Consider the following 24,557-nt stretch of genomic DNA (forward strand, 5'->3'; position numbering starts at 1 on the left):
CTGCGCCATCCAGGCCTGTACAACTGGCTGTTTCCCCCGCTTCTTAGTTCTCAAGGCACCAGCAGGTTGGGCACGTTCCGCAGAGACGCAACACGACATGCCATTGCCTGTTGGGCTTCGCTACGCTCAGCGGAGCGCCGCCCGACCCAACGGTTTATCGCCTCACTACACATGATTGGGACATAGCCATAAACAAACCCTTCTGAATCTGAGCGCCGCTCCGCTGGCAAAACCAGCACATCAGTCGCTGATGGCTGTTAGCAAATAGTCGATGAGCCCTTGAGCTACTGAAAGCAATTGGCCATTATCCGAATCAGTGTCCGGCATTGGGAATTCAGACACGCCTGCTCGCTCGGCTCACGGGTGTCACTCAAGCGGCTTTGCTCAAGGAAGAATGCATGGACTACAGCATCATCCTCCGCCCTGTCATCGACACCCTGACCTGGCTGCTTCCCGCCATGCTGCTGCTCGGCCTGCTCAAGTCGCCTTGGGCCAAGGGTCATATTGGCGAGCTGCTGGTGCGCTTATTCGCCCATTGGCAGCTGGACCAGCAAACCTACCGCCGCCTGCACAACGTCACCCTCAACACACCCGACGGCACCACCCAGATCGACCACGTATTCCTCTCGCCCTACGGCATCTTTGTGCTGGAAACGAAGAACATGAGCGGCTGGATCTTTGGCAGCGAAAAGCAGGCGCAGTGGACGCAGAAGCTCTACAAACGCACCTTCAAATTCCAGAACCCGCTACGCCAGAACTACAAACAACTCAAAGCGCTGGAAGCCACCCTTGGCGTTAACCCCGAGCACCTGCACTCGGTGATCACCTTCGTTGGCGGCAGCACCTTTAAAACCGAAGTGCCGGCCAATGTCACCCAAGGCATCGGCTTTATCCGCTATATCCAGTCATTCCAGCAGCCGCTATTCAGCGAGGCTGAAGTCGACGCCATGCTGCACGCCCTGCAAACCGGCCGCCGTGCGCCGACCCTCGCCACCCACCGCGAGCATGTGCAAAACCTTAAGCGCCGGAGCGATCCGACAGCCGAGCGGCAATGCCCGAAATGCGGCAGCGCGCTGCTGATCCGTACTGTGAAATCAGGGGAGAAAGCGGGACAGCAGTTTTGGGGATGCTCGGGGTTCCCGAAGTGCCGGACAATGCAGAGTATTTGAGATACTAGAAAGAAAAATGGCCTACCTCGAAAATCTAAAATTGTTATATAAAATTCAATACTAAGGTGAGCGAAATATGGAACAAAGACATTATACGGAGCCTTCTGCTGCAGCCGACCTTAGAAGACTTTATGAAAGCTCGAGATTATTACCTTTCTTTGGTAGCGGCTTCACCAAAGGGCTAAGATCTAAATCTTCCAGGGTTCCTGATGCAAAGCAGCTTACTCAAAAGATTACAGAAATAGCCAGTTCAAACTGCCTAGATCAGTCTGAAGCTAAAGAAATTCTTAAAATCACTGATTTAAAAAAGGCATTCAACCTTTTATTTAACTCGGATTACATAAAGCCCTCACAAGCAAGAACCTATCTAAGCAATGTATTCTCCAGCGTCTCTGTTTCTGACGGGGAAAAGTCAAAACTCCTTAAGTTAGATTGGCCGCACATATTTACTTTCAACATCGATGACGCTATAGAATCCACGACCAACTCCTACAAAAAATTGCTACCAAACAGAGAGGTAGCAAAAGAATACATCGCATCTAACAAATGCCTATTCAAAGTACACGGAGATGTGGACGACCTCTGCGCTTACACTAATCAAAACACTATATTTACATGGTCTCAATATACTAGAAGCATCAACGAAAACAAAAGCATGCTTTCCTTCATACAGCAGCAGGCGGAAAGCGCAACATTCCTGTTTATCGGATGTTCACTAGACACCGAAATTGACCTTCTTAGCCTGGCTCAAGAGACACCATTCTCAAAGTCAATCTTGCTTAAGCGCGGAAAGCTAAATTTTGAAGAAAAGCTTGCACTTAAGGATTACGGAATTGAGCAGGTTATCTATTTTGATAACTATGAAGAAATGGCCCCCTGGCTGGTTAGCACCCTAAAAGATGTTCAAATCACCGCACCTTACCGGGAGTTGAGCATTGATGATTCGCCGTTGTTATTCAAGCAAGCCATTGAAGTAATTTCTAACGGCGGACCTCTCTCAAAAAGCCAATTAAATAGTCGCTCGGCAATCTCTCCATCAACATTCCCCACGCGCACCGTAGTTGACGATATCGCAAGAAATATTCGCTCAAATGAAATTTTGCTTATCGTAGGGCGTCGATTTAGTGGCAAAACAACGTTAATCTTTCAAGTACTACTAAACACACTAGATTACGGAATCTCTTATCTCGCATCTACCGACAACTTTAGCCCCGAGGTCATAGACCTTTTAAATAACAGGAAAAATCATATTTTTGCATTCGACTCAAACTATCTAAATGCACAGGCACTAGATTCAATCACTTCTGCAAAGATAGACCCTTCAAATCGCTTAATCATTTGTACAGGATATGGCGATGCAGACCTCATAAGGATGAAACTGGAAAACAAGAAAACCAAATACCATGAAGTAGATATAAAGAACAAGCTAGTACGCAAAGAAGCCGAGAGCTTTAACGAGGCCCTTTCAAGCTTGGGCCTACCAAAATATACCAACAACGATACGCTGCTAAATTTCTCTTACAAATACTTTCGAGAGTACGAATCACAGCTTACCACCTCAAAACTTTTCAAAAAAACATACAACGATAACGAGTTCAAGGTATTAGTTCTTATCGTGGCTTTGGGGAAGGCTGATTGTCATCAGGTAAAAACAGTATGCAAAAATTTTGATATAGCCTCATTTATCACCGAGAACGACCGCTTGCTGGAAATAATCTCAAGCAAAGGCTCTTCAGGATCTGATGTGATAGTGTGCAACTCAACTTCATGGTTGTTACGCGAGGTTCAAGCATATTTCAAAAGACCTCAAATAGCGAAAATCATTGCAGAAATAATATCCTCACTATCAAATGACGGCTATAAGGGCACCGCAGAAAATCTTATCAGCTTTGATAAGCTAAACGAAATATCAGGGGGAGGAACGAGTTTTCATGAGTTTGTTAGAGAAACTTACAAACTGGTGCACTCTAACTTTAAGGACGACACACACTACTGGATTCAAAGAGCGAAATGTGAATTGATTTCAGGAAGTACAGAAGAAGACTTTGAGAACGGAATGCAATGGGCTAGTAAGGTTCGAGTTGAGACAGAAAGTCTAAAAAACAAAACTTACTATAGTTCCACCCTTGTCAAGGCACAGCTACACGCAAGAGCTTATGCCATTAACGGTAAAACCTCCGAGCTTTTATCCTTTCTTGATAGCATGTACGAATCGACCCAGAACTATCAAAACAACAAGACTCATATCGATAGGTTATTAGATAACGCAAGGCCAGACACGTTGAAGGCTGTAGCTGCGCTTGAGTCAGTAACAGATCCTTTATTTCTCCCACGCCGAGCTGACATAACCCCACTCGTCAATTTTTTCAACTCGAAAAAAGGACACCGCCAGCCCAGAACCAAGGCTGGCTGATTCTACACCCCACTGACAACCCTGAAACAATAGGGGACATGAAACAATAGGGGACAGACCACGGTTTATGGAGAATTAATCGTGGCTTTTCGAGCCTGTTCTATTTCGCACAGACTTGATAAGTCCCAAAAAGGGACTTATCGTTCCCTTTTGGGGACTCATCGAGCCAGCCATGTCAGCCATCCCACTCAGCGACGCTCTATTCTCCGCAACCCAGCAGAAGGTGCTGGGCTTGCTGTATGGCAAGCCCGATCAGAGCTTTTATGCCAATGAGATCTCCCGCTGGGCGCAGGTCGGCAAGGGCAGCCTGATGCGCGAGCTGGAGCGGCTACACAACGCGGGCATCCTGACCATGAGCCGCCAGGGCAATCAGACGCACTACCAGGCCAACCCGCAGTGCCCAATCTATGCAGAGCTGCTAGGCATTGTGCGCAAGACCTTCGGCATTGCGGAACAGCTGCGCAAGGCGCTAGCGCCTCTGGCTGAGCAGTTGGCGTGGGCGTTCGTCTACGGCTCTATTGCCAAAGGCAGCGAGCATGCAGGCAGTGACATCGATCTTATGCTGATTGGCGAAAACCTCAGCTACAGCGACTTAATGGAACGCCTGCTCCCCGTGGAGGAGCAGCTTGGCCGCACCATTAACCCGACGCTCTACACTCTGACAGACTGGCAAGCCAAGAAAGCGGCCGGCAACAGCTTTGTGGTACGGGTAGAGCAGCAGGACAAAATCGACTTGATTGGCCACAACCCGGAAGAGGAAAACCATGGACGGTAACGACAATCTGGAAAACCTGGTGCGCAGCGGCGGCCTCAAGGCTGAACCGCCGGATCACAAGGAATGTGAGGGGCTACTGAGGTCAGCTGTAGATCGCCTGAAGGATGCTCATATCCCCGCCCTGTCCTTCGCCAGCCGCTTCGATCTGGCCTACAACGCAGCTCACGCCCTGGCGCTGACGGCGATGCGTCTGCGGGGTTATCGCTCAGACCGCCGCTATTTGGTGTTTCAGTGCCTGGTACACACCCTTGGGCTGAGCAAAACCCAGGTGCGCCTGTTTGCGCTCTGCCACGAACGCCGCAACCTGGCTGAGTACGAAGGCTATATGGATGTGGACAAAACCCTGCTGGCCGAACTGGTAGCCGCAACCGATGCACTGTTGCCACTCGTGCAACAGGCCATGGCGGCGGGTAAAGGGTAAGAGCAAGTCGCGGATATCCACGGTGGAAAACGCTTCGCGGTTTTCCACCCTACGCGGCGATGAACCTGGCCGATTCATCTCGAAGCTCGGATGCAGCTCGCGGCTGCGGTACTTATCCAGGCGCACGGGCACCAGCAAACTGATATGGCCCTCAACCGCGAAAACCGCCAAATTATTCGAGACAACCCTCGCCCATCTCCTGGTCGCGACTCACCAGGCGGTCGCGGCCCTGTTGCTTGCCGCGGTACAGGCGGCGGTCGGCGCAGCGGTAGAGTTCGTCGGCGCTGCGGCCGTCCACGGGCCATTCTGCGAGGCCGAAGGTGGCGGACAGGGGGATGCTCTGCCCGGCGTATTGAAGCGGGCTGGCATTGATCTGCTGGCGCAGGGCTTCGACCAGGGGCTCGGCCCCGCAGCGGTTGGTATTGCGCAGCAGCATGCCGAATTCTTCGCCGCCCAGGCGGCCGAGGCTGTCGGTCACCCGCAGGCGCTGGCCCAGGCTGTTGCAGATCTGGCGCAGGGCCTGGTCGCCGGCATCGTGGCCCCAGCGGTCATTCACCGCCTTGAAGTGGTCGACATCCATGATCACCAGCACCAGCCGGCTCTGGCTGCGTTCGGCTTCGCGGATGCACTGCTCCAGGGCTTGCTGGAAACTGCCACGGTTGGCCACGCCGGTCAGCGCATCGGTGCGCGCCATGCGTTGCAGCTGCTGGTGCGCGGCGGCGCGGCGGGTTTCGTAGAGGTGCATAAAGACCATGATCAGCAAGCCGCAGAACAGCGCATTGCCCAGGTCGATCAAGCCGCTGCTATCGAGCACCACCTGGTACTTGGAGAGGTACAGCAGCGTGGCCAGCAGCACAAAGGGCAGGGTCAGCAGGCCGCCGCGAACGCGCCCGAGCAGCAGGTAGGCCAGCACGGGGATGATGTAGACCCAGACAAACGCCGTCTGCGAGGCCTGCGGCATGATCATGATGTACAGCAGAAAACTGAAGGTCGGCAGCAGGTAGAGGTAGATCCAGGGCAACAGATTGCCCACGCTGACGATCCGCCACGCGCCCCAGAACAGCAGCAGGGCCAGCGCCAGTTCGAGGCCGGCAAACAGGTAGTTGCCGCCGAGAAACTGCAGCACGCAGAACAGCCCAAGGGTGATACCGGTGGTGGCGAATACCATGCGCATCAGCGAGTGCTGGCCGATATCCTGCAACGCTGCGGGGCCACGGCTGTCACGCGGCTGACTTCGGGCAGGGGGCTTGAAAAACATGGCGATTCCGCTGGCAAATGGCCGCTTAGACACGGCACTGTCCCGACTCTAACCAGTTTTGCCGGGTGGACACAGGCTTACGGACTGATGGCGTATAGCCACCGCACGAACGGTCGATTTCGCCGGACTAGCGGCACCTGCAGCGGCGCAGACCGTGGCTTGCCGCTGGCCCGCGCACCTGAGCATAATCGGGGCCCTTGCTGCGACGGACCCCTGGGCCATGGCCATTTCCCGCGACGACCTCGATCAGCACGGCCTGATCATCGGCGTCTCCCCCGAACGCTTTCGCGCCGTGGCCATGCCCCTGCTGTTCGACCACCTCAACGCCCAGTGCGAGGGCACCATCGCGGTCAACCGGCAGGCGCGGATTGTCTGGATCAACGACAAGTACGCCGAGAAGGTCGGTATCGACGACCCGCGCAGCGTGCTCGGCAAGGAGATCGAAGAGGTGCTGCCGGCGAGCAAGCTGCGCGAGGTGGTGGAAAGCGGCCAGCCGAGCATGCTCGACCTGATGGCCTTCGGCAGCGAGCATTTTGTGGTTACCCGCATTCCCCTGCGCGACGAGGACGGCACCCTGGTCGGCGCGCTGGGCTTTGTATTGTTCGACCGCGCCCGCCACCTCAAGCCGCTGATGGCCAAGTTCAACGTGCTGCAAAGCCAGCTGGTGGCCACCCAGCACGAACTGGCCAAGGCCCGCCGCGCGCGTTACACCATTGCCGGTTTTATCGGTGCCAGCAGCGCGGCCAGTGAGGTCAAACGCCAGGCCCGCCGCGCTGCGCAACTGGACGCCACGGTGTTGCTGCGCGGCGAAACCGGCACCGGCAAGGAGCTGCTGGCCCAGGGCATCCACAACCTGTCGCCACGGGCCAACGGGCCGTTTGTTGCGGTCAACGTTGCCGCCATCCCGGAAACCCTGGTCGAGGCCGAGCTGTTCGGTACCGCGCCTGGGGCTTTTACCGGCGCGGATCGCAAGGCGCGTATCGGCAAGTTCGAGGTGGCCAACGGCGGCACCCTGTTTCTCGATGAAATCGGCGACCTGCCCCTGCCGCTACAGGCCAAGCTGCTGCGGGTATTGCAGGAGCAGGAGGTCGAGCCGTTGGGCTCCAACCAGGTCAAACCGCTGAATGTGCGGGTAATCGCCGCCACCCATATCGACCTGGAAGCCAAGGTCGCGGCCGGGCAGTTCCGTGATGACCTCTACTACCGCCTTAACGTTCTGGCCCTGCGCGTACCGCCGCTGCGCGAGCGCCGCGAAGATATCCCGGCGCTGCTGGAACACCTGCTCGACGATATCGCCAACCGCTCCGCCCAGGCACCGTTGGAAGTGACCGACGACGCCCTCGCCCTGCTGAGCGCGCAGCCCTGGCGCGGCAACGTGCGCGAACTGCGCAACCTGCTGGAACGCGCCCAACTGGCCGGCGACGGACGACTGGATGCGCAGGCATTGCGGGCGTTGCTGGTCGACCCGGTAAGCCCGCCGGTGGATAGCCCCGTAGCGCTGCCAGCCACCAGCACGCAAACCCTGGCCGAACAGTTGGCGCAAGCCGAACGCCAGGCGCTGATCGATGCCCTGCAAGCCACAGCCGGCAACCGCCAACAAGCCGCCGAACGCTTAGGGATTTCCCGCGCCGGCCTATACGCCAAGCTGGCGCTGCATGGGTTGGGTAAGCACGACTAGGCCAGTCGCGCGGCCTCCCAAAGCGGACGCAATCCCCTGTAGGAGCGGGCCATGCCCGCGATGCTTTGTTACCCCGATTCGCGGGCATGGCCCGCTCCTACAAAGGCGAAAATCCAGATTTGTAGCCCGGATGTAATCCGGGGAGTACCACACAACCGAGCATTTCCCGGATTTCATCCGGGCTACGGAATGTACGAACGTAGCGACCTGTAGGAGCGGGCTTGCCCGCGATGCTTTTGAGCCCGCAAGAGATCGCGGGCAAGGACTAGGCGCCCCCCCCGCTCCTACAAAAGCGAAAATCCAGTTTTCTGGACTTTAAGCACATTCGCCAGTCCAACTTTTCGGACTAATTCCAAAAATTAAGACACACCCTCCTTCCCCGACAACCCCACCAAATCGCCTAAAACCCCACGCAACCCCTCAACCACAAGCCTTTCAACCACTCCGACCAAAGTCGTAGCCCCGCCTGGCACAGCTTTCGCTCTAGCTTTGTCTAGCGCTTGCATCGGTTGCCTGATTCAAGCTGCACGTTTATCGGCGTCGCCATAGAGCGATGGCTAAAACAACAACAAAAGGAACCGTCCCATGGGTACCCTCGGTATTCTGATTTCCCTCGCATTGTTGATGTACCTCGCTTACCGCGGCATCAACGTGCTGATCCTCGCCCCACTGTTGGCCCTGCTGGCGCTGCTGTTCTCCGGCGATATCGCCATGCTGCTGCCCACTTACACCCAGGTCTTTATGAAGGCCATGGGCGGCTACGTGATCCAGTTCTTCCCGCTATTTTTGCTCGGCGCACTGTTCGGCAAGCTAATGGATGACTCGGGATCGGCCCGCGCTATCGCCCACGGCATAGTCGCCAAGGTCGGCAGCGAGCGGGCGATTCTGGCCATCGTGCTAGCGTGCGGCATCCTCACCTACGGCGGCGTGTCGCTGTTTGTGGTGGCCTTTGCGGTGTACCCGATTGGCGCGGCGCTGTTCCGTGAGGCGAGCATTCCCAAGCGCCTGATTCCCGGTGCCATCGCCCTCGGCTCGTTCACCTTCACCATGACCGCCCTGCCCGGCACCCCGGCAATCCAGAACGCCATTCCCAACCCGTTCTTCGGCACCGACGCCTTTGCCGCGCCAGGCCTGGGCCTGATCGCCGGTTTGATCATGTTCGCCCTCGGCACCTGGTGGCTCACCGCCCAGGCACGCAAGCTGAAAGCCGCTGGCGAAGGCTACGGCAACCACAGCGACGACCCGGTGGCCGAGGACAACCGCAACACCCCCGGTTTCTGGTTGGCGCTGCTGCCGATCCTGCTGGTGATCGCCCTTAACTTCCTGATGGCCAAGCAGGTGCTGCCGAACATCGACGCCAGCTACCTGGCCAAGCCGGAATTCGGCGGCCTGCAGGATGCCAAGTCGCTGATCGGTATCTGGTCGATCATCGTCGCCCTGAGCGCGGCCATCCTGCTGTTGATCGCCATGCACTGGAAGCGCTGGCTGGACCTGAAAAAGAGCGTCAACGACGGCGCGTTCGGCTCCATGCTGCCAATCCTCAACACCGCCGCCGAGGTGGGTTACGGCACGGTGATCGCCTCCCTGGCCGGCTTTGTGATCATTCGCGACCTGGTGCTCGGCGTCTCCGATAACCCGCTGATCTCCGAAGCCGTGGCGGTGAATATCCTCGCCGGCATCACCGGTTCGGCGTCCGGTGGTATGTCGATTGCGCTAAAGACCCTCGGCGAGCAGTACCTGACCCTGGCCAACGCCGCCGGCATCAGCCCCGAGCTGCTGCACCGCGTTGCCGCCATGGCCTCAGGTTGCATGGACACCCTGCCGCATAACGGCGCGGTGATCTCGCTGCTGGCGATCTGCAAGCTGACGCACCGCGAGTCGTACAAATTTATCTTCGTCAACACCGTGGCCTTCCCGATGGTGGCGCTGGTGGTGGTGATTACGCTCGGCACAATGTTTGGCAGTTTTTAATGCCGATCCTGATGGGAGCGGTTTGCGCCGAGATTTTTCGCGGACAAGTCCGCTCCTACAGACCTCCGCTTTCCAACGAGTACCCGCTATGAGCAAGATCATGACCGCCGCCGCTGCTGTGGCGCGCATCCCGGATAACGCCAATCTGGCAACCGGTGGCTTTGTCGGCATCGGCTTCGCCGAGGAAATCGCCATTGCCCTGGAGCAGCGCTTTCTCGCCGAGCAAACGCCGCGCAACCTGACCCTGGTGTATGCCGCGGGCCAAGGTGACGGCAAGGGCCGTGGCCTTAACCACCTGGCTCATGAAGGTCTGGTGCGCCGGGTAATCGGTGGCCACTGGGGCCTGGTGCCGGGGCTGCAGAAGCTAGCGGTGGATAACCGTATCGAGGCCTACAACCTGCCGCAGGGGGTGATCTCCCAGCTGTTTCGCGATATCGCCGCGGGCAAGCCGGGGCAGCTGTCGCGGGTCGGTCTGGGCACCTTCGTCGACCCGCGCCACGGCGGCGGCAAGCTCAACGAGCGCACCAGCACCGAGCTGGTACGGCTGATGCCCATCGACGGGGAGGACTATCTGTTCTACCCGGCCTTCCCCATCCATGTCGGCATCGTCCGCGCCACCAGCGCCGACCCCGACGGCAACCTCAGTTTCGAGCGTGAGGCGCTGACCATCGAGAGCCTGGCCATCGCCATGGCCGCGCACAATTCCGGCGGGTTGGTGATCGCCCAGGTCGAGCGTATCGTCGAGCGCGGCTCGCTCAATCCACGCGAGGTGAAGATCCCCGGCATTCTGGTCGATTGCGTGGTGGTGGCCGAGCCACACAACCATCAGCAGACCTTCGCCACCGCCTACAACCCGGCCTTCGCCGGCGAAACCCGGGTGCCGGTGGATAGCCTGAAAGCCATGCCCCTGGATGTACGCAAACTAATCGCCCGCCGCGCGGCGCTGGAGCTCAAGGCCGGTGCGGTGGTCAACCTGGGCATCGGCATGCCCGAAGGCGTGGCGGCGGTGGCCGCCGAGGAAGGGGTGATCGAACGCCTGACCCTGACCGCCGAACCCGGGGTGATCGGCGGCATCCCCGCCTCGGGCCTGGATTTTGGCGCGGCCAGCAACCACAGCGCGCTGCTCGACCAGCCCTATCAGTTCGACTTCTACGACGGCGGCGGCCTGGATATCGCCTTTCTTGGCCTGGCCCAGGCCGATGCGGCGGGCAACCTCAACGTGTCCAGGTTCGGCTCGCGCCTGGCCGGGGCCGGCGGCTTTATCAATATCAGCCAGAACGCCAAGCAGGTGGTGTTTGTCGGCACCTTTAGCGCCGGGCCGCAGGATATCCGCATCGAGGATGGCCAGCTACGCATCATCAAGGACGGCGCGCTGCGCAAGTTTGTCGCCGAGGTGGAGCAGCGCACCTTTGCCGGTCGCCTGGCCGCCGAGCGCGGCCAGCCGGTGCTCTATGTCACCGAACGCTGCGTGTTCCAGCTGACCCTGGATGGCCTGGAGCTGATCGAGGTGGCCCCCGGGGTGGATATCCAGCGCGACATCCTCGACCGCATGGACTTCACCCCCATCGTGCGTGCGCCACAGCGGATGGATGCGCGGCTGTTTCTGCCAGCGTGCATCGGCCTGTGCGAGCGGCTGACCGCCGACTAGACGTAGGTTGGCGCTGAGCGCAGCGAAGCCCAACAGGAGCAGGCGGGACTCGTTGGGCTTCGTCGCGTTGCTCCTCAACCTCAACCTACGGTTCCGGGCTGGCCGTAGGGTGGACCCCGCTTCACCGGTCCACCATGGGTGCTCGATCCGAACGCCAATGGTGGAAATAAACGGCGATTTCCACCCTACGCTCTATCGCTCCCGAGATTCGTAGCCTGGGTGCAATCCGGGGTTGGAGAAATACCGCCCCCGGATTTCATCCGGGCTACGCCGGATGGATCCTAGGCTGGACCCCGCTTCACCGGTCCACCATGGGCGGCCGAGCCGAATGCCAATGGTGGAAATAAACAGCGATTTCCACCCTACGTATTTCCCTTTCAGCGCATCCCCAACTTATGCCGCGCGGCATATAGGCACACCAGTTCCATCGCCACCGTGGCACCGGCCAGGGCGGTGAGTTCGGCGTGGTCGTAGGGCGGTGAAACCTCTACCACGTCCATGCCGACCAGGTTGATACCGCGCAGGCCACGCAGAATTTCCAGGGCCTGATGGCTGCTCAGCCCGCCGCATACCGGGGTTCCGGTGCCGGGGGCGAAGGCGGGGTCGAGGCAGTCGATATCGAAGGTCAGGTACACCGGGTTATCGCCGACCCGCGCGCGTACCTGCGCGGCGATCTGCTCCGGCGTGCTGCGGTGCACCTGGCGCGCATCCAGCACCTGGAAGCCCATTACATCGTCATTGGTGGTGCGCAGGCCGATCTGCACCGAGCGCGATGGATCGACCAGCCCCTCGCGGGCGGCGTGGTAGAACATGGTGCCGTGGCTGACGCCCTGCTCGCTGGTGTCGCTGTCCGGCCAGGTGTCGCTGTGGGCATCGAAGTGCACCAGCGACAGCGCGCCGTACTTGCGCGCATGGGCCTTGAGCAGCGGGTAGCTGATGAAATGGTCGCCACCCAGGGTGAGCATGGCGCAACCGGCCTGGACGATATGCTCGGCATGGGCCTCGATGGCGGCGGGCGTTTTGTGCGGCAGGGCGTGATCGAAATTGCAGTCGCCGTAGTCGATCACTGCCAGGTGGTCGAAGGGGTCGAACTCCCAAGGGTAATGCCGCTCCCAGGCGCTGGTGATGGACGCTGCGCGGATCGCCCGCGGGCCGAAACGGGTGCCGGGGCGGTTGGTGGTGGCGGTGTCGAAAGGCACGCCGCTGACCACCAGATCAACACCATTGAGGTCGCGCGAATAGCGCCTGCGCATAAAGCTGGTGACACCCGCATAGGTCGACTCGGAGAGGGTGCCGTAGAGGCTGTCGCGGGTGATGGCCAGGTCGTTGCCGTTAAATGTTTCCATGGTCGTGTTCTCAATACTGGCTGCGGAAAGTGGCCCAGATGCGGGTGCGCTCGCGCTGTTGGCGCAGTGGCAGTAGCTGTTCGCTAAACAGCCGGGCACGTACCTCGGCGGGCGGGTAGATATCCGGGTCGCGGGTGATGGCCGCGTCGACCAGTTCGCCAGCCGCACGATTGGCGTTGGCGAAGAACACGCTGTTGGTCAGCTCGGCGATGGCCTCGGGCCGCAGCATATGGTCGATAAAGGCGTGGGCCGCCTTGGGGTGCGGCGCGTCGACGGGAATGGCCAGGGTGTCAAACCAGATCAGTGTGCCTTCCACGGGGATGCGGTAGTGCACGTCAAACGGCTGGCCGGCCTCGCGGGCATTATCGGCGGCCAGCAGGGCGTCGCCGTTATAAGTCAGGGCCAGGCAGATTTCGCCCTTGGCCAGGTCATCGATATGCCGGCCACTGCCGACGTAACGCAGGTTGGGTTGCAGCCCGGCGAGCAACTGCTGCGCCGCCGCCAGGTCGTCACGGTCGCTGCTGTAGGGGTCCTTGCCCAGGTAATGGAGGGCGATGGCGATCACCTCCTGGGGCGAGTCGATCACGGCGATGCCGCAACCCTTGAGCTTGCTGGCGTACTCGGGCTTGAACAGCAGGTCCAGGCTGTTACTTGCCACGCCCGGCAGGCGCTGTTCGACGGCCTGGCTGTTGTAGCCCAAACCAATGGTGCCCCAGGTATAGGGCAGCCCGTACTGGTTGCCGGGATCGCTGCTGGCCAGTTTCGCCAGCAACTCGGGATCGAGATTGCCCAGGTTGCTCAGCAGGCTGCGATCGATCGGCTGCACGGCCTTGGCCTGGATCGCCCGCGCCAGGCCACTGGAGGCCGGGAAGACGACGTCATAACCGCTGCCGCCGGTAAGCAGCTTGCTGTCCAGGGCCTCGGCGCTGTCGAAGATGTCGTATTTGACCCGAATGCCCGTTTCCGCCTTGAAGCGTTCGAGCGCCTGCTCGGGGATATAGGCGGACCAGCTGTATAGATTCAGAACCTTGTCTTGCGCCTGAGCGGCAAACACGCAGAACAGCAAAGACAGCGAAACGAGCGGGCGCATGGCGGACTACCTCATCGGCTTTTTATTAGGCCTGGGCATCCTGCGCCGCCACTTGCTTCGAATAAATATGAAGTGGCAGAGGCTGACATTGCTATCTATCGATGTGTAATCGGGTAAGCCCGCTCACCGCGGCTAGTCTTGCTAAGACACTCTGGAGAGCGTCCCTATGAGCGAGCTGCATGTCGACGAAAGCTTCTGGCTCGATGCCGACCAGGACAAAAGTCACGCGGACGGGCTCTGCGCGGCCCTGCATAAGCGCGCCCAAAGCGGTGCGTCCATGCGCGGCTTCCAACTCAAGCGCGCGAAGCTTGCCGGCATCGACCTGGTCAACCACAACCAACGCAGCGGCTATGACCTGCGCGATAGCGACCTGTACCGCGCCGATCTGCAGAAAGCCCACCTGTTCGCCCTCGATCTGCGCGGCAGTTCGCTGATGAAAGCCGACCTGCGTGGGGCCAACCTGCATTGCTGCGACCTGCGCGACTGCAACCTACTGGGCATTCAGCTAGATGGCGCACGCCTGGACAACGTGATCTGGGATCGACGCCTACGCCAGGAACGCCAAGGCCACGCCCACCAGCGCCTCGGTGACAGCGCCGCCGCCCGCCGTTGCTTCGAAGAAGCCGAGGAAACCTACCGCACCCTGCGCCTGCACCTGGAGAAAGCCGGGCTGTTTGACCAGGCCGGCCTGTTCTTCCACCGCGAGATGGTCACGCGCCGCCTGCAACTGCCGCGCTACTCCGGCAGCCGCCTGCTGTCCTGGGTGGTCGACCTGTTCAGCGGCTACGGTGAAAAACCGCTCAACGTCGTGCTGTTTTCCATCGCGCTGATCGTTGTCTGCGGCCTGCTGTACTTTCTGGTCGGCGTACAGCATGCCGGGCAACCCCTGGGGCTGGCGCTGGAGCGCGGCTGGCTGGCCAACCTGGACGACCTCGCCGATTGCCTCTACTTCAGCGTGGTGACCTTCACCACCCTCGGCTATGGCGATATCACCCCACACGGCCTGGCCCGCCCGATTGCCGCATTTGAGGCTTTTACCGGCAGCTTTACCATGGCGTTGTTTGTCGTGGTGTTTGTGAAGAAGATGACCCGCTAACCGCGCAGCGGCACCCAGATCTCCACCTTGCCCGTACCGGCCATTGGGTCGAAGTCGCCGCTGTAGCGCTCGAACTCCGGCGCATCGGCCCCTTGCAGGCCGGCGTTGGGCAGCCAACGCTGGAAGATGGCGTTAAAGGTTTCGTGAATGCTGGAGATATGCCCGCTGTGCAGAAATACCGCATAGCGATGGGCAGCTAACCGTTGATAGGTGAAACCCGCAGGCAAGTCGTCCGTACGGTTGACCAGTACCCCGGCGATATATTCAAAACTGCCGTCGTCCTGCGGGTTGCAACATACGCCGAAGGTTTCCCAGCCTTGTTGTCCCCGCACTCGACCGATATGCGGCACGAAGCGCTGCCACAGCGCGGCAATGCCCTGGGAAGTTTCGACCGTGAAACGCTCGCCGAGCCCGGCGATCAACAGTTCTTCGCTGTCGACAAAACGCGGCTCTGATAGTGCAAAGGTACTAGTGGCTTGCATGCGCAGGGCCTCCCGCAATTCGATTCCATTCAAAGTACCGTTCGCGCGCAACGCCTCGGGGGTTATCCCGAAGTGTTCGCGGAACGCTCGCGTAAATGCCTCATGGGAGCCATAACCGGCCTCCAGTGCGACCTCGAGAATATCCGCAGCGCCCTGGGCCAGCCGATGCGCGGCGCGGCTCAAACGGCGCGCCTTGACGTAGCGCATCACCGACCAGCCGGTGGCACCGGCGAACACCCGTGACAGGCTGAAACGTGACAAGCCACAAACACTGGCGAGCCGCTCCAGATCGAGCGCCTCATCGAGTTCAGTTTCGATCAGCCACAGGGCTTTGCTGACGGGGTCCATTTCCGCTCCTCACAAGACATGGCTGCAGTATCGGCAGCAGACGTGCGATGCGCTTGATCGTTCTTGCGCAGCCATCCCAACTGCGTTGTGCCCAGGCGGCAATGCTGCCACGGCAAGGTCGCAAACAGGTGCGAGGGGCATTCCGGATTGCATTGGAGAAAAACCAAGTGATCTACTCTTGCATCGACAATCAACAATGTTTGGAGCCGCCATGCTCAGCCAGTTGCGCGACCTCGATCTGCAGTTGCTGCGCCTGTTTGTCACCGTGGTCGAATGCGGCGGCTTTAGCGCCGCCCAGGGTGAGCTGGGCGTCGGCCAGTCGACCATCAGCACACAGATGGCCAAGCTGGAAACCCGCCTGGGCTTTCGCCTGTGCGAGCGCGGCAAGGCCGGCTTTCGCCTGACGCCCAAGGGCGAGCAGGTGCTAAGCGCCACCCGCAAGCTGTTCAGCGCCATCGACACCTTCAAGGGCGAAGCCCAGGGCATGGCCGACAAGCTGCTCGGCGAGCTGCGTATCGGCCTCTCCGAAGGCCTGGCAGCTGAGGTGCTGGAGCAGGTGGCCGAGGCCATCCGGCGTTTTCGCGGACGCAACCAGGCGGTGCAGATCGAGCTGCTCACCGCCATGCCCGCCGAGCTGGAGCGCCGCCTGCTGCAGGATCAGCTGCACCTGGCCATCGGTTATTTCTCCGGTAACCAGGCAGCGCTGGATTGTCGTCCGCTGTTCCGCGAACGCCAGGTGCTGTATTGCGCCCAGGGTCACCCGCTGTTCGAGGGGCGTGAGCCGAGCCTGGAAGAGCTGCAACGGGCCGACCGGGTGCACCATCCCTACCGCCCGACCCAGACCCGCGAACCCTTGCAGAGCGCCATCAGCTCGGCGCAGGCCGAGCAGGTCGACGGCGTCCTGACCTTTATCCTCTCCGGCCGGCATATCGGCTACCTGCCCAAGCATATTGCCCTGCCCTGGCTGGCCCGCGGGCGTTTACGTGCGCTGCAGGCCGAGGCGCTGGGCTTCGAGGCGCAGTTCCACCTGGCCCGGCACCGCGGCCAGCGCCCGAGCGATGCCCTGCAAGCCTTGAATGAGGATCTGCTGGCAGCCTTCGCCATCTGAAGCAGAACGGCGCAGCGGTTGTGGCGGTCTATAGTGCTCAGTCACTTCGCTCAACCCGCAAGGAGTTGTCATGAACAAAACCTACAACGTCGCCGTGCTGGTCGGCAGCCTGCGCCAGGCCTCGATCAACCGCAAACTGGCACTGGCCCTGGCCGAACTCGCCCCGCCCTCGCTGCAGCTGAAGATCGTCGAGATCGGCGAGCTGGCGCTGTACAACGAGGACATCGACCAGGACAACCCGCCCACCGCCTATAACGACTTCCGCAGCCAGCTGCAGGCGGCCGATGCCCTGCTGTTTGTCACCCCGGAGTACAACCGCTCGGTGCCCGGCGTGCTGAAGAACGCCATCGACGTCGGCTCGCGGCCCTACGGCAAGAGCGCCTTCAGCGGTAAACCCGGGGCCGTGCTGAGCGCCTCACCAGGGGCCATCGGCGGGTTCGCGGCCAACCACCATCTGCGCCAGTCCATGGTGTTTCTCGACGTCCATATGATGCAGCAGCCGGAAGCCTACCTCGGCGGTGCCGGCAGCTTCTTCGAGGAAGACGGCAGGCTCGGCGACGGCATCAGGCCGTTTCTGCAGAAATTTATCGACGCCTATGCCGCCTGGGTGGCGCGGCATATCTAGGAGCCTGTCGGACTTAACGCTGTACTACTGCCCCGGCGGCTGACGCAGCTGCCCGGCCAGGCGTTCGATGGCGGCGATGGTCTGGACGATCTCGGTGTGGATATCCGGCGTGCCTAGGCAGGTTCTGCCAGGGCGCGCACGGTACTCGCGGATTTCCGCCTCCAGCTGCAGGCGTGGATCGAACAGCCCTTCGGTGAAGGGTTGGAAGATGATGGTCACAGGATGCTCCTTGCCGGTTACGCGCCGACGTGGCGATTGAGGTCAGGAGGCAGTAAGCAAAGGGGCGCAAGGCCGCGATCGTGGTTTTTATGGTGAGCCGCATGCACGAAGCACCTTTAGCAGGCTCAGGTAACCGAGGCCTGGTGCGCACGGCGCACCCTACGGGGGGCGCGCCAGCGTGAGCTGACGCGCTTAACAGTCCGCCGATTGCCCGGGCGGGTCAAGCCATCCGCCGCCGGACGGTCAGCCCTGGCTTACTAGGCCGTTGAAAAACTACCTGCGTTGGCAATACTGCGTTAAAAACGGCCTCGGAATGCTCATTTACAGCCAGTAAACTCGCGTGCGAGCCCAGTCCGCTTCCTCGGCCGTTTTTGTGGGGCCGCCATCGGTATTGTCTTGTCTGCCTCGCCTACGTTTTTCAACGGCCTGTTAGCAGCGGCGGCATCGGGCAGTCGAGAATATCGGCCACCGCGCGCATCAACTCGGCCTCCTCGGCAGTGATCCTCCCGTCGTGCTCGATACCCCGGGCCATAGCCTTGAGCAGTTGTGGCTTCTGCAGCGGCCATAGCTGGCCCAGGCGACCGAGGGCGGCTTCCAGCGCCTTGAGGTCACTGCGCGCGGTCGGCAGCAACGGCACCGGCGCGAACGGTAGCCCTGCGTAGGCGTGGGTGAAAGCTGCAGCCGCCGCTGTTGCATCGACCTCGCCGGCGCGGGCCAGGCACGACAGTAGCACCGCGGTCTCATCGGCCAACTCGGCCAGGTGATAGCGGCCGACCTGGGTGCGCCCGGCCTCGACATTGCGTTCGATAATCCGCAGCAGGCTCCACTCCAGCAGCGCAACCTTGCCATCGGCCCGGATCAGCAGCGCCAGATTGCCCTTGAACGCGGCGAATGCCTCCTTGCCCAGTTGCTTGAGTGCCGGCATGGCCAAGTCGAGCAAAGGCAGACGCAGTCCCGGCTGCAAACGCTGCAACGGCTCACGCAGGGTCTGCAGCGCCGCCCCCACTTCCGCGGCAATGCGCGGCTGCAACAGCTGCAGCTGGCGGGCGCAGGCGGCGCTGTCGTGGTCGAGCAGCAAGCCGTAGATCAGGGCCTGGGCCGAGCTGCAGCTGTGCGCGGCCTGGGTCAACAAGGGGTCGAGACGCTGTAGCACGTCCCGGGCCTGCCCCAGGTGGGAGCCTTGCGGATCGCCGATGGCGCTGATCGCCTGCGCCGCCGCAGCCGGGGCGAACGCCGCGCCAGCCGGGCTTAGCCCCTGCAAGGCCTCATCCCAGCCTTCAGCAGCCGTTGCCTCGGCAGGGGTTGCCGTGGAGCCCGCCAGGCTGGGCGCATCCACCTGCGGATAGCGGCCATCCCAGCCCGGGCTGACGCGGCGAATCCGCTCGTCCAGGGGCGGGTGGGTGGCCAGCATTCCCTCCAGCGCCTGGCTGATGCCGGCGGCGAAATACATATGGCTGAACTCGGCGGCGTGCCCGGCCTGCAACTGCGAGCCATGGAGATTGCCACCGATCTTCTTCAGCGCTCCGGCAATACCGTCCGGATTACGGGTGAACTGCACCGCCGAGGCATCGGCGAGAAACTCGCGCTGGCGGCTGACCGCAGCCTTGATCAGGTTGCCGAAAAAGGTCCCTGCATAGCCCAGCAGCCACAGACTCGCGCCGACGGCAAGGACCACAGCCACGGAATTGTCGCGGCTCGACCGGCTCCGCGAGCGGCCGCTGCTGCGCAGCAGAAAACCGCCGATCAGGCCGAGCAGGAGGATGCCGTGCAGCACGGCCACCAGACGCGTATTGAGGCGCATGTCGCCGTGGAAAACATGGCTGAATTCGTGGGCGATTACCCCCTGCAGCTCCTCGCGCGACAGCAGGCTGATGGCCCCGCGGGTAATCCCGATCACCGCATCCTGGGGCGTCAGGCCGGCGGCGAAAGCATTGATCCCGGCATCGTCGAGCACATACACCGGCGGCACCGGGGTGCCCGAGGCGATGGCCATTTCCTCGACCACATTGAGCAGCCGCCGCTCCTCGAAGTTCTGCGGGGCCAGGTTGATCAGCCGCCCGCCCAGGCGCTCGGCGATGGCCTCACCGCCACGGTTCAATTGCAGGCTTTTGTACAGGCTGCCAAGCAGCACCACGGCGATCACCGCCACGGCCACCATGGCCACCAGCGGGCCACTGGGCAGCAGGCTACCCGGGCCATCGAGCAGGCTGGCACTGTGGTTCTGCCCGAACAGCTGCCAGATCGCCCCCAGCACCAGGCTGGTCAGGGCAATCAGGCTGACCACCGCCAGCACCATCAGAATCAGCAGACGGCCGCTGATGCGCCGGGCACGGTCCTGTTGTTCGAAGAAATTCATCGCGCGATCCGTTGACTGAGACGCGGGGCAGCAGTGCTAGAACGCCACCTTGGGTGCGTCCTGAATCGCCGCGCTATCGGCGAACTCCAGCAGGCTGGCGTCCTGGCCGTGACCGAAGGTGGCCGCCAGCAGCACCGGGGGGAATGCCTGTTTGTAAGTGTTGTAGGCCATCACCGCATCGTTGAAGGCCTGGCGGGCGAAGGCCACCTTGTTCTCGGTGCTGCTCAGCTCTTCGCTGAGCTGTTGCATATTGGCCGAGGCCTTGAGCTCCGGGTAGGCCTCCAGGGTCACATTGAGGCGACCCAGGGCACTGTTCAGCAAGCCTTCCGCGCCGCCCAGCTGCGCCATGCTCTGGGCATTACCGGGCTGCGCCGCGGCGGCCTTGAGACCGCTGACCGCGTTGTTGCGCGCGGCAATCACCGCTTCCAGGGTCTCGCGCTCGTGGGCCATATAGCCCTTGGCGGTTTCCACCAGATTGGGGATCAAGTCATGGCGGCGCTTGAGCTGCACCTCGATCTGCGCGAAGCCGTTCTGGAAGCGGTTGCGCAGCGCCACCAGCTGGTTGTAGACGCCGATCACATAAAAGATCAGGGCAACCACAACGGCCAGGACAATCAGGGCGGAGACGGACATGGGGAAATCCTTATCGGCATGTAGGAGATAAACCGATGGTAGCGGAAAACCCGCGCAGGGAATGCCCAGTGGCGCAAACAGCGGTCGAGCCGGCCTGGCCCGCAACGCGGCGACAGCCGGTCAACTCGGCGGATAGCCCGGACGCAGACGCATGCTGAGCGATAACGGCTTATCCAGCACGCTGATGGGACGAAAAAACCCTTGGCAGAATAGACCGACCGGTCTATATATTCATCCATGAAAAAGATCTCGACCCGCGACAAACTGATCACCGCCATGGCCGATGCCCTGCAACGCAAGGGCCTGCACGGCGTTGGCCTGAATGAACTGCTGGCGCAGGCCGGCGCGCCCAAAGGCAGCCTCTACCACCACTTCCCCGGCGGCAAGAGCGAGCTGGCGGTGGCGGCCATCGAACATATCAGCCAGCGCATCGACGGCCTGTTTGCCCAGCTCTTTAGCCAGCAGGCCGACCCACTCAAGGCGTTGCATCACTGGTTGCAAGGGGCGCTGCAGCAGCTGGAAAACAGCCAGTTCGAACGTGGCTGCCCGCTGGCCACCATCGCCCTGGAAAGCGGCCCCGAGGATGTGGAGATTCGCGCCGCCCTGCAGCGCAGCTTTGCCACGGTGCGCCTGGCCTTGAGCCAGCAGTTGCATCAATACGGTTACCCCAGCGAGCAGGCCGACAACCTCGCCGCGCTGTTCGTCGCCCTCTACGAAGGCGGCCTGCTCCAGGCCCGCGTCGCCGGCAGCAGCGAGCCCCTCAAGCGCGCCGCCGAAGCCCTGTTCAATCTAACCCGCAGCCAGCACCCGCAAGGAGCCAGCGCATGAGCACCCCCACCATTCTCAGCGAGACCCTGGAACTGCCGGCACTGGACGGCTACCCGCTGACCGCCACCCTCTATCACGCCCCCGAACCCATAGCCCAGCTGCTGATCGCCGGGGCCACTGGCGTGCCCCAGGGTTTCTACCGACGCTTCGCCGAGTACGCCGCGCAGCGTGGCTACAGCACCCTGACCCTGGATTACCGCGGTGTCGGCCAATCGAAACCGGCCAGCCTGCGCGGCTTCGACATGGACTACCTGGACTGGGCGCACCTCGACCTGGCCGCCGCCGTCGATCAGCACAGCCACCCCCAGCGCTCGCTGTATATGGTCGGTCACTCCTTCGGCGGGCATGCCTTCGGCCTGCTGCCCAACCACGCGCGAGTGCAGGGTTTCTACACCTTCGGCACCGGTGCCGGCTGGCATGGCTGGATGCCCAGGGCCGAGCAGATCAAGGTGCTGGCCATGTGGCGACTGATCGGCCCACTGATGACCCGTACCCAGGGCTACCTGGGCTGGAGCCGCCTGGGCATGGGCGAGGACCTGCCGCTGGGCGTCTACCGGCAGTGGAAACGCTGGTGCCGCTACCCGCGCTACTTCTTCGAAGACCCACAGATGCCTGGCCTGGCCGAACGCTTCGCCCAGGTCGGCACCCCGATCGTCGCCGCCAACGCCCTCGACGACCTGTGGGCACCGCCGGCCTCGCGCGATGCCTTTATGGCCGCTTACCGCGGCGCGCCCTACCAGGCACGGACCATCGACTCCCACGCCAGCGGCCTGGGTGCCATCGGTCATATGGGTTACTTCCGCCCGGCCGCGCAGCAGTTGTGGGATGAAACCCTGGACTGGTTCGCCCAGTTGCCCAGCCAGCCACACGCGGCCTGAACACCCCCTGCGGCCTGGCCGGAAACGGCTGGGACGCCGTACCGCCCATGGAGCACCACTCGATGACCATGCCCGCCGCCGACTTTGTCCCGTTGTTTCGCAGCAGCCCTTTTCTCGACCTGCTGGGGCCCATCTACAACAAGACATGCGCGGCTGGCCTGATCATCGGCCTGCGCGCCGAGGCCAAGCACTGCAACGCCCGCGGCCTGGTGCATGGCGGCGTCCTCAGCAGCCTGGCCGACATTGCCCTGGGCTATAACACGGCGTTCGCCGAAGACCCGCCCACGCCAATGGTCACCGCCAGCCTGAGCATCGATTACGCCGGCGCGGCACATCTGGGTGACTGGATAGAGGTTACAACCGAGGTGCAGAAGGTCGGCAAGCGCCTGGCCTTCGCCAATTGCTACTTTGCCGTGGCCGGTGTACGCATCGCCCGCGCCAGCGCGGTATTCAGCGTGTCAGCCGGCAGCTGAGCCATCTGCCGGGCGCAGAAAAAAGAAAACCCCGCAGTGCGGGGCTTTGCAGACTTGAGTCCTGACATCCATGATCTGCCGGCCATCCTGGCAGCTTCCAGCGTGTCCCTGTTGCCTAATCTGCGCTTCCTGCGCGACGTCCATGGGCAGCAGATTAGCCCTTTGTACCAACGTACCAACAGTGGCGATAGACGGCAGCGCGTGTAAGCCATGGCTTACATAGGTGTCACCCCAACCAAGGGTTGGCTATGTTTTGTGACGCAGGTCTTGCTAGACTGAAATTGTCTGACAAAAACAACAGACCGTTCTAGAAAACGACCAATGGGGCCACAGTATGCGTGCAGTTATTATTGCCCTCGGTTGCCTGGCAACCCTCTTCAGCCTACCCGTCCTGGCCAGCGGCCAAAACCAGATTGCCGGGACCAAGGCTGCCACCCGCATCTTCTGGAACCAGCTCTACAGCCAAGGCGGCACCTCGCTGTACTGCGGCCAAACCTTCGCTGGCGAAAGCGGCGAGCTCAAGACCAGCCCGATCTACAGCACTAAACAACTGAAAAGCGCCCTGCGCTGCATCACCAACCGCCAATGCGGGATCATGAACCCGCGCTACGTCTATATGGCCGCCGACCTGCACAACCTCTACCCGGCCCTCAGCCGCGTCGAGCAGGCACGGCGCAATGCACAGTTCGGCGAACTGGACGACAAGGTGCCACGCAAGTTCGAGGACATCGGCTGCGATATGAAAACCAGCTTCCGGCTGGTGGAGCCGCGCGACGACGCCAAGGGCAATATCGCCCGGGCGATCTTCTATATGCACATCGAATACAACCTGCCCATGGTTGGCCAGCTGCAGATGTACAAGAAGTGGCACCAGATGGACCCGCCGGATGACGAAGAGCGCGCCCGCAACGACCGGATCGAGTCGCTGCAAGGTACGCGCAACCGCTATATCGACGACCCCGGCCTGGCCGAGCAGCTGACCGGCAACTGAGCCGAAAAATCAGCGGCGGCGATTAAGGGTCGATCGCAGCTTGTAGCGATCGCCCGGATGGATCAGCCGGGCGTAGCTGACCAGGTGCTCATCCGACCAGGTGCGACGGATCACGCTTAGACAAGGCGCAGCCTGCTCAATCTCCAGCCAAGCAGCCACCTGTGCATCCACCTGCACCGCCTCCACCACATGCTCGACATCGGAAATCGGGCAACTGCTGACCAGCACCTCGTTGGGTGTCTGCAGGGAAAAATCACTGTCCAGGTAATGCGGCACCCAGCGTGGATTGACGAAGCGGTCTTCCAGCTGGATCGGCACGCCATCCTCGCGGTGCACCAGGATGCTGTGGAACACCTCGGCACCCAGACGCAGGCCCAACCGTAGCGCCACCTCGTCATCCGCCGCCTGGGCCTCGCAGCGGATCACGTCATTGCTGTAGGCATGGCCACGGCCACGCACTTCCGTGGCGATATTCAGCACTTCATGCAGCGAGGACTCGGCCTTGCGGTCGGTAACAAAGGTGCCCAGCCCCGCCTGGCGTATCAGGTAGCCCTTCTGCACCAGGTCGCGAATGGCCTTGTTGGCGGTCATCCGGCTGACGGCGAAATCCCGCGCCAGCTGCTCTTCCGGCGGAATCTGATGATTAACCGGGTACGCACCGCTGTGGATGCGCTCCAGCAGAAACTCTTCGATCGCCTTGTAGCGCGGGGTTGTACTGCTCACTGCGGCTCCTTGGTTTGCACCCGATACA

At 61.2% G+C, this 24,557-nt stretch carries 22 protein-coding genes; 14 read left to right on the top strand and 8 right to left on the bottom strand.

Going from position 1 to position 24,557, the window contains the following annotated elements; genetic code table 11:
* Positions 1-398 precede the first annotated feature (398 nt).
* The 4 genes from VMP31_RS01660 to VMP31_RS01675 all read left to right on the top strand — a co-directional run bounded on the left by VMP31_RS01660 (position 399) and on the right by VMP31_RS01675 (position 4,778).
* Entirely contained in the window at positions 399-1,169 is a 771-nt protein-coding gene (locus tag VMP31_RS01660; RefSeq protein ID WP_325503410.1) for a nuclease-related domain-containing protein, read from the top strand.
* A gap of 76 nt (positions 1,170-1,245) precedes the next feature.
* Entirely contained in the window at positions 1,246-3,582 is a 2,337-nt protein-coding gene (avs5, locus tag VMP31_RS01665; protein ID WP_325503412.1) for an AVAST type 5 anti-phage protein Avs5, read from the top strand.
* A 172-nt stretch (positions 3,583-3,754) separates the two neighbouring features.
* Positions 3,755-4,357 (top strand): nucleotidyltransferase domain-containing protein, encoded by a 603-nt coding sequence (locus VMP31_RS01670; RefSeq protein WP_325503414.1) that lies wholly within the window; start codon positions 3,755-3,757, stop codon positions 4,355-4,357.
* On the top strand, positions 4,347-4,778 hold the full coding sequence (locus VMP31_RS01675) for a hypothetical protein (RefSeq protein ID WP_325503416.1): 432 nt from the start codon (positions 4,347-4,349) through the stop codon (positions 4,776-4,778). Before VMP31_RS01670 ends, VMP31_RS01675 begins: the two co-directional genes overlap by 11 nt.
* 172 nt (positions 4,779-4,950) lie before the next feature.
* Here the strand turns inward: VMP31_RS01675 and VMP31_RS01680 are convergent, their stop codons facing one another.
* The gene (locus VMP31_RS01680; RefSeq protein WP_325503418.1) at positions 4,951-6,036 is read right to left on the bottom strand and encodes a GGDEF domain-containing protein; all 1,086 of its coding nucleotides are present in this window, start codon (positions 6,034-6,036) and stop codon (positions 4,951-4,953) included.
* Between the two features lie 220 nt (positions 6,037-6,256).
* Here VMP31_RS01680 and VMP31_RS01685 point away from each other — a divergent pair, with 220 nt between their 5' ends.
* From VMP31_RS01685 to VMP31_RS01695, 3 genes are all read left to right on the top strand, one after another.
* On the top strand, positions 6,257-7,714 hold the full coding sequence (locus VMP31_RS01685; protein WP_325503420.1) for a sigma-54 interaction domain-containing protein: 1,458 nt from the start codon (positions 6,257-6,259) through the stop codon (positions 7,712-7,714).
* 585 nt (positions 7,715-8,299) lie between these two features.
* Entirely contained in the window at positions 8,300-9,685 is a 1,386-nt protein-coding gene (locus tag VMP31_RS01690; RefSeq protein ID WP_325503422.1) for a GntP family permease, read from the top strand.
* Between the two features lie 88 nt (positions 9,686-9,773).
* Positions 9,774-11,333 (top strand): acyl CoA:acetate/3-ketoacid CoA transferase, encoded by a 1,560-nt coding sequence (locus VMP31_RS01695; RefSeq protein WP_325503424.1) that lies wholly within the window; start codon positions 9,774-9,776, stop codon positions 11,331-11,333.
* Positions 11,334-11,710: 377 nt separating this feature from the next.
* Here the strand turns inward: VMP31_RS01695 and speB are convergent, their stop codons facing one another.
* Positions 11,711-12,679, bottom strand: a complete 969-nt coding sequence (speB, locus tag VMP31_RS01700; protein WP_325503426.1) for an agmatinase — start codon at positions 12,677-12,679, stop codon at positions 11,711-11,713.
* Positions 12,680-12,689: 10 nt separating this feature from the next.
* Positions 12,690-13,769: a polyamine ABC transporter substrate-binding protein gene (locus VMP31_RS01705; protein WP_325503428.1), complete on the bottom strand. Its 1,080-nt coding sequence runs from the start codon at positions 13,767-13,769 to the stop codon at positions 12,690-12,692.
* Between the two features lie 166 nt (positions 13,770-13,935).
* Between VMP31_RS01705 and VMP31_RS01710 the strand changes: the two genes are divergently transcribed.
* On the top strand, positions 13,936-14,865 hold the full coding sequence (locus VMP31_RS01710) for an ion channel (RefSeq protein WP_325503430.1): 930 nt from the start codon (positions 13,936-13,938) through the stop codon (positions 14,863-14,865).
* Here VMP31_RS01710 and VMP31_RS01715 read toward each other — a convergent pair.
* The gene (locus tag VMP31_RS01715) at positions 14,862-15,695 is read right to left on the bottom strand and encodes an AraC family transcriptional regulator (protein WP_325503432.1); all 834 of its coding nucleotides are present in this window, start codon (positions 15,693-15,695) and stop codon (positions 14,862-14,864) included. The two genes, VMP31_RS01710 and VMP31_RS01715, sit on opposite strands and share 4 nt — an antisense overlap.
* Before the next feature lie 211 nt (positions 15,696-15,906).
* Here VMP31_RS01715 and VMP31_RS01720 point away from each other — a divergent pair, with 211 nt between their 5' ends.
* Both VMP31_RS01720 and VMP31_RS01725 read left to right on the top strand, forming a co-directional pair.
* Positions 15,907-16,803 (top strand): LysR family transcriptional regulator, encoded by an 897-nt coding sequence (locus VMP31_RS01720; protein ID WP_325503434.1) that lies wholly within the window; start codon positions 15,907-15,909, stop codon positions 16,801-16,803.
* A 70-nt stretch (positions 16,804-16,873) separates the two neighbouring features.
* Positions 16,874-17,428: an NADPH-dependent FMN reductase gene (locus VMP31_RS01725; protein ID WP_325503436.1), complete on the top strand. Its 555-nt coding sequence runs from the start codon at positions 16,874-16,876 to the stop codon at positions 17,426-17,428.
* Between the two features lie 24 nt (positions 17,429-17,452).
* On the opposite strand, the gene VMP31_RS01730 is transcribed toward VMP31_RS01725, so the two are convergent.
* The 3 genes from VMP31_RS01730 to VMP31_RS01740 all read right to left on the bottom strand — a co-directional run bounded on the left by VMP31_RS01730 (position 17,453) and on the right by VMP31_RS01740 (position 20,636).
* The gene (locus VMP31_RS01730) at positions 17,453-17,647 is read right to left on the bottom strand and encodes a hypothetical protein (protein ID WP_325503438.1); all 195 of its coding nucleotides are present in this window, start codon (positions 17,645-17,647) and stop codon (positions 17,453-17,455) included.
* Between the two features lie 418 nt (positions 17,648-18,065).
* Positions 18,066-20,003 carry a M48 family metallopeptidase gene (locus VMP31_RS01735; RefSeq protein ID WP_325503440.1) on the bottom strand — a complete coding sequence of 646 codons (1,938 nt, stop codon included), beginning with the start codon at positions 20,001-20,003 and terminating at the stop codon, positions 18,066-18,068.
* Between the two features lie 36 nt (positions 20,004-20,039).
* Entirely contained in the window at positions 20,040-20,636 is a 597-nt protein-coding gene (locus VMP31_RS01740) for a LemA family protein (protein ID WP_325503442.1), read from the bottom strand.
* A 237-nt stretch (positions 20,637-20,873) separates the two neighbouring features.
* Between VMP31_RS01740 and VMP31_RS01745 the strand changes: the two genes are divergently transcribed.
* From VMP31_RS01745 to VMP31_RS01760, 4 genes are all read left to right on the top strand, one after another.
* Positions 20,874-21,464: a TetR/AcrR family transcriptional regulator gene (locus tag VMP31_RS01745; RefSeq protein ID WP_325503444.1), complete on the top strand. Its 591-nt coding sequence runs from the start codon at positions 20,874-20,876 to the stop codon at positions 21,462-21,464.
* Positions 21,461-22,342: an alpha/beta fold hydrolase gene (locus VMP31_RS01750; RefSeq protein ID WP_325503446.1), complete on the top strand. Its 882-nt coding sequence runs from the start codon at positions 21,461-21,463 to the stop codon at positions 22,340-22,342. Before VMP31_RS01745 ends, VMP31_RS01750 begins: the two co-directional genes overlap by 4 nt.
* A 62-nt stretch (positions 22,343-22,404) precedes the next feature.
* Positions 22,405-22,815 (top strand): PaaI family thioesterase, encoded by a 411-nt coding sequence (locus VMP31_RS01755; RefSeq protein WP_325503448.1) that lies wholly within the window; start codon positions 22,405-22,407, stop codon positions 22,813-22,815.
* Positions 22,816-23,149: 334 nt separating this feature from the next.
* Complete coding sequence (locus VMP31_RS01760; protein WP_325503450.1) at positions 23,150-23,806, top strand: endonuclease I family protein; 657 nt, start codon at positions 23,150-23,152, stop codon at positions 23,804-23,806.
* A gap of 9 nt (positions 23,807-23,815) precedes the next feature.
* On the opposite strand, the gene hutC is transcribed toward VMP31_RS01760, so the two are convergent.
* Positions 23,816-24,529, bottom strand: a complete 714-nt coding sequence (hutC, locus tag VMP31_RS01765) for a histidine utilization repressor (protein WP_325503452.1) — start codon at positions 24,527-24,529, stop codon at positions 23,816-23,818.
* Between the last annotated feature and the right edge of the window lie 28 nt (positions 24,530-24,557).

The organism is Pseudomonas sp. (assembly GCF_035512415.1).
In the GTDB taxonomy this organism is placed as follows: domain Bacteria; phylum Pseudomonadota; class Gammaproteobacteria; order Pseudomonadales; family Pseudomonadaceae; genus Aquipseudomonas.

Coding starts and splice junctions, on each gene's coding strand:
- VMP31_RS01660 (WP_325503410.1), top strand. CDS start 399: ATGGACTACAGCATCATCCTCCGCCCTGTCATCGACACCCTGACCTGG.
- avs5 (WP_325503412.1), top strand. CDS start 1,246: ATGGAACAAAGACATTATACGGAGCCTTCTGCTGCAGCCGACCTTAGA.
- VMP31_RS01670 (WP_325503414.1), top strand. CDS start 3,755: ATGTCAGCCATCCCACTCAGCGACGCTCTATTCTCCGCAACCCAGCAG.
- VMP31_RS01675 (WP_325503416.1), top strand. CDS start 4,347: ATGGACGGTAACGACAATCTGGAAAACCTGGTGCGCAGCGGCGGCCTC.
- VMP31_RS01680 (WP_325503418.1), bottom strand. CDS start 6,036: ATGTTTTTCAAGCCCCCTGCCCGAAGTCAGCCGCGTGACAGCCGTGGC.
- VMP31_RS01685 (WP_325503420.1), top strand. CDS start 6,257: ATGGCCATTTCCCGCGACGACCTCGATCAGCACGGCCTGATCATCGGC.
- VMP31_RS01690 (WP_325503422.1), top strand. CDS start 8,300: ATGGGTACCCTCGGTATTCTGATTTCCCTCGCATTGTTGATGTACCTC.
- VMP31_RS01695 (WP_325503424.1), top strand. CDS start 9,774: ATGAGCAAGATCATGACCGCCGCCGCTGCTGTGGCGCGCATCCCGGAT.
- speB (WP_325503426.1), bottom strand. CDS start 12,679: ATGGAAACATTTAACGGCAACGACCTGGCCATCACCCGCGACAGCCTC.
- VMP31_RS01705 (WP_325503428.1), bottom strand. CDS start 13,769: ATGCGCCCGCTCGTTTCGCTGTCTTTGCTGTTCTGCGTGTTTGCCGCT.
- VMP31_RS01710 (WP_325503430.1), top strand. CDS start 13,936: ATGAGCGAGCTGCATGTCGACGAAAGCTTCTGGCTCGATGCCGACCAG.
- VMP31_RS01715 (WP_325503432.1), bottom strand. CDS start 15,695: ATGGACCCCGTCAGCAAAGCCCTGTGGCTGATCGAAACTGAACTCGAT.
- VMP31_RS01720 (WP_325503434.1), top strand. CDS start 15,907: ATGCTCAGCCAGTTGCGCGACCTCGATCTGCAGTTGCTGCGCCTGTTT.
- VMP31_RS01725 (WP_325503436.1), top strand. CDS start 16,874: ATGAACAAAACCTACAACGTCGCCGTGCTGGTCGGCAGCCTGCGCCAG.
- VMP31_RS01735 (WP_325503440.1), bottom strand. CDS start 20,003: ATGAATTTCTTCGAACAACAGGACCGTGCCCGGCGCATCAGCGGCCGT.
- VMP31_RS01740 (WP_325503442.1), bottom strand. CDS start 20,636: ATGTCCGTCTCCGCCCTGATTGTCCTGGCCGTTGTGGTTGCCCTGATC.
- VMP31_RS01745 (WP_325503444.1), top strand. CDS start 20,874: ATGAAAAAGATCTCGACCCGCGACAAACTGATCACCGCCATGGCCGAT.
- VMP31_RS01750 (WP_325503446.1), top strand. CDS start 21,461: ATGAGCACCCCCACCATTCTCAGCGAGACCCTGGAACTGCCGGCACTG.
- VMP31_RS01755 (WP_325503448.1), top strand. CDS start 22,405: ATGACCATGCCCGCCGCCGACTTTGTCCCGTTGTTTCGCAGCAGCCCT.
- VMP31_RS01760 (WP_325503450.1), top strand. CDS start 23,150: ATGCGTGCAGTTATTATTGCCCTCGGTTGCCTGGCAACCCTCTTCAGC.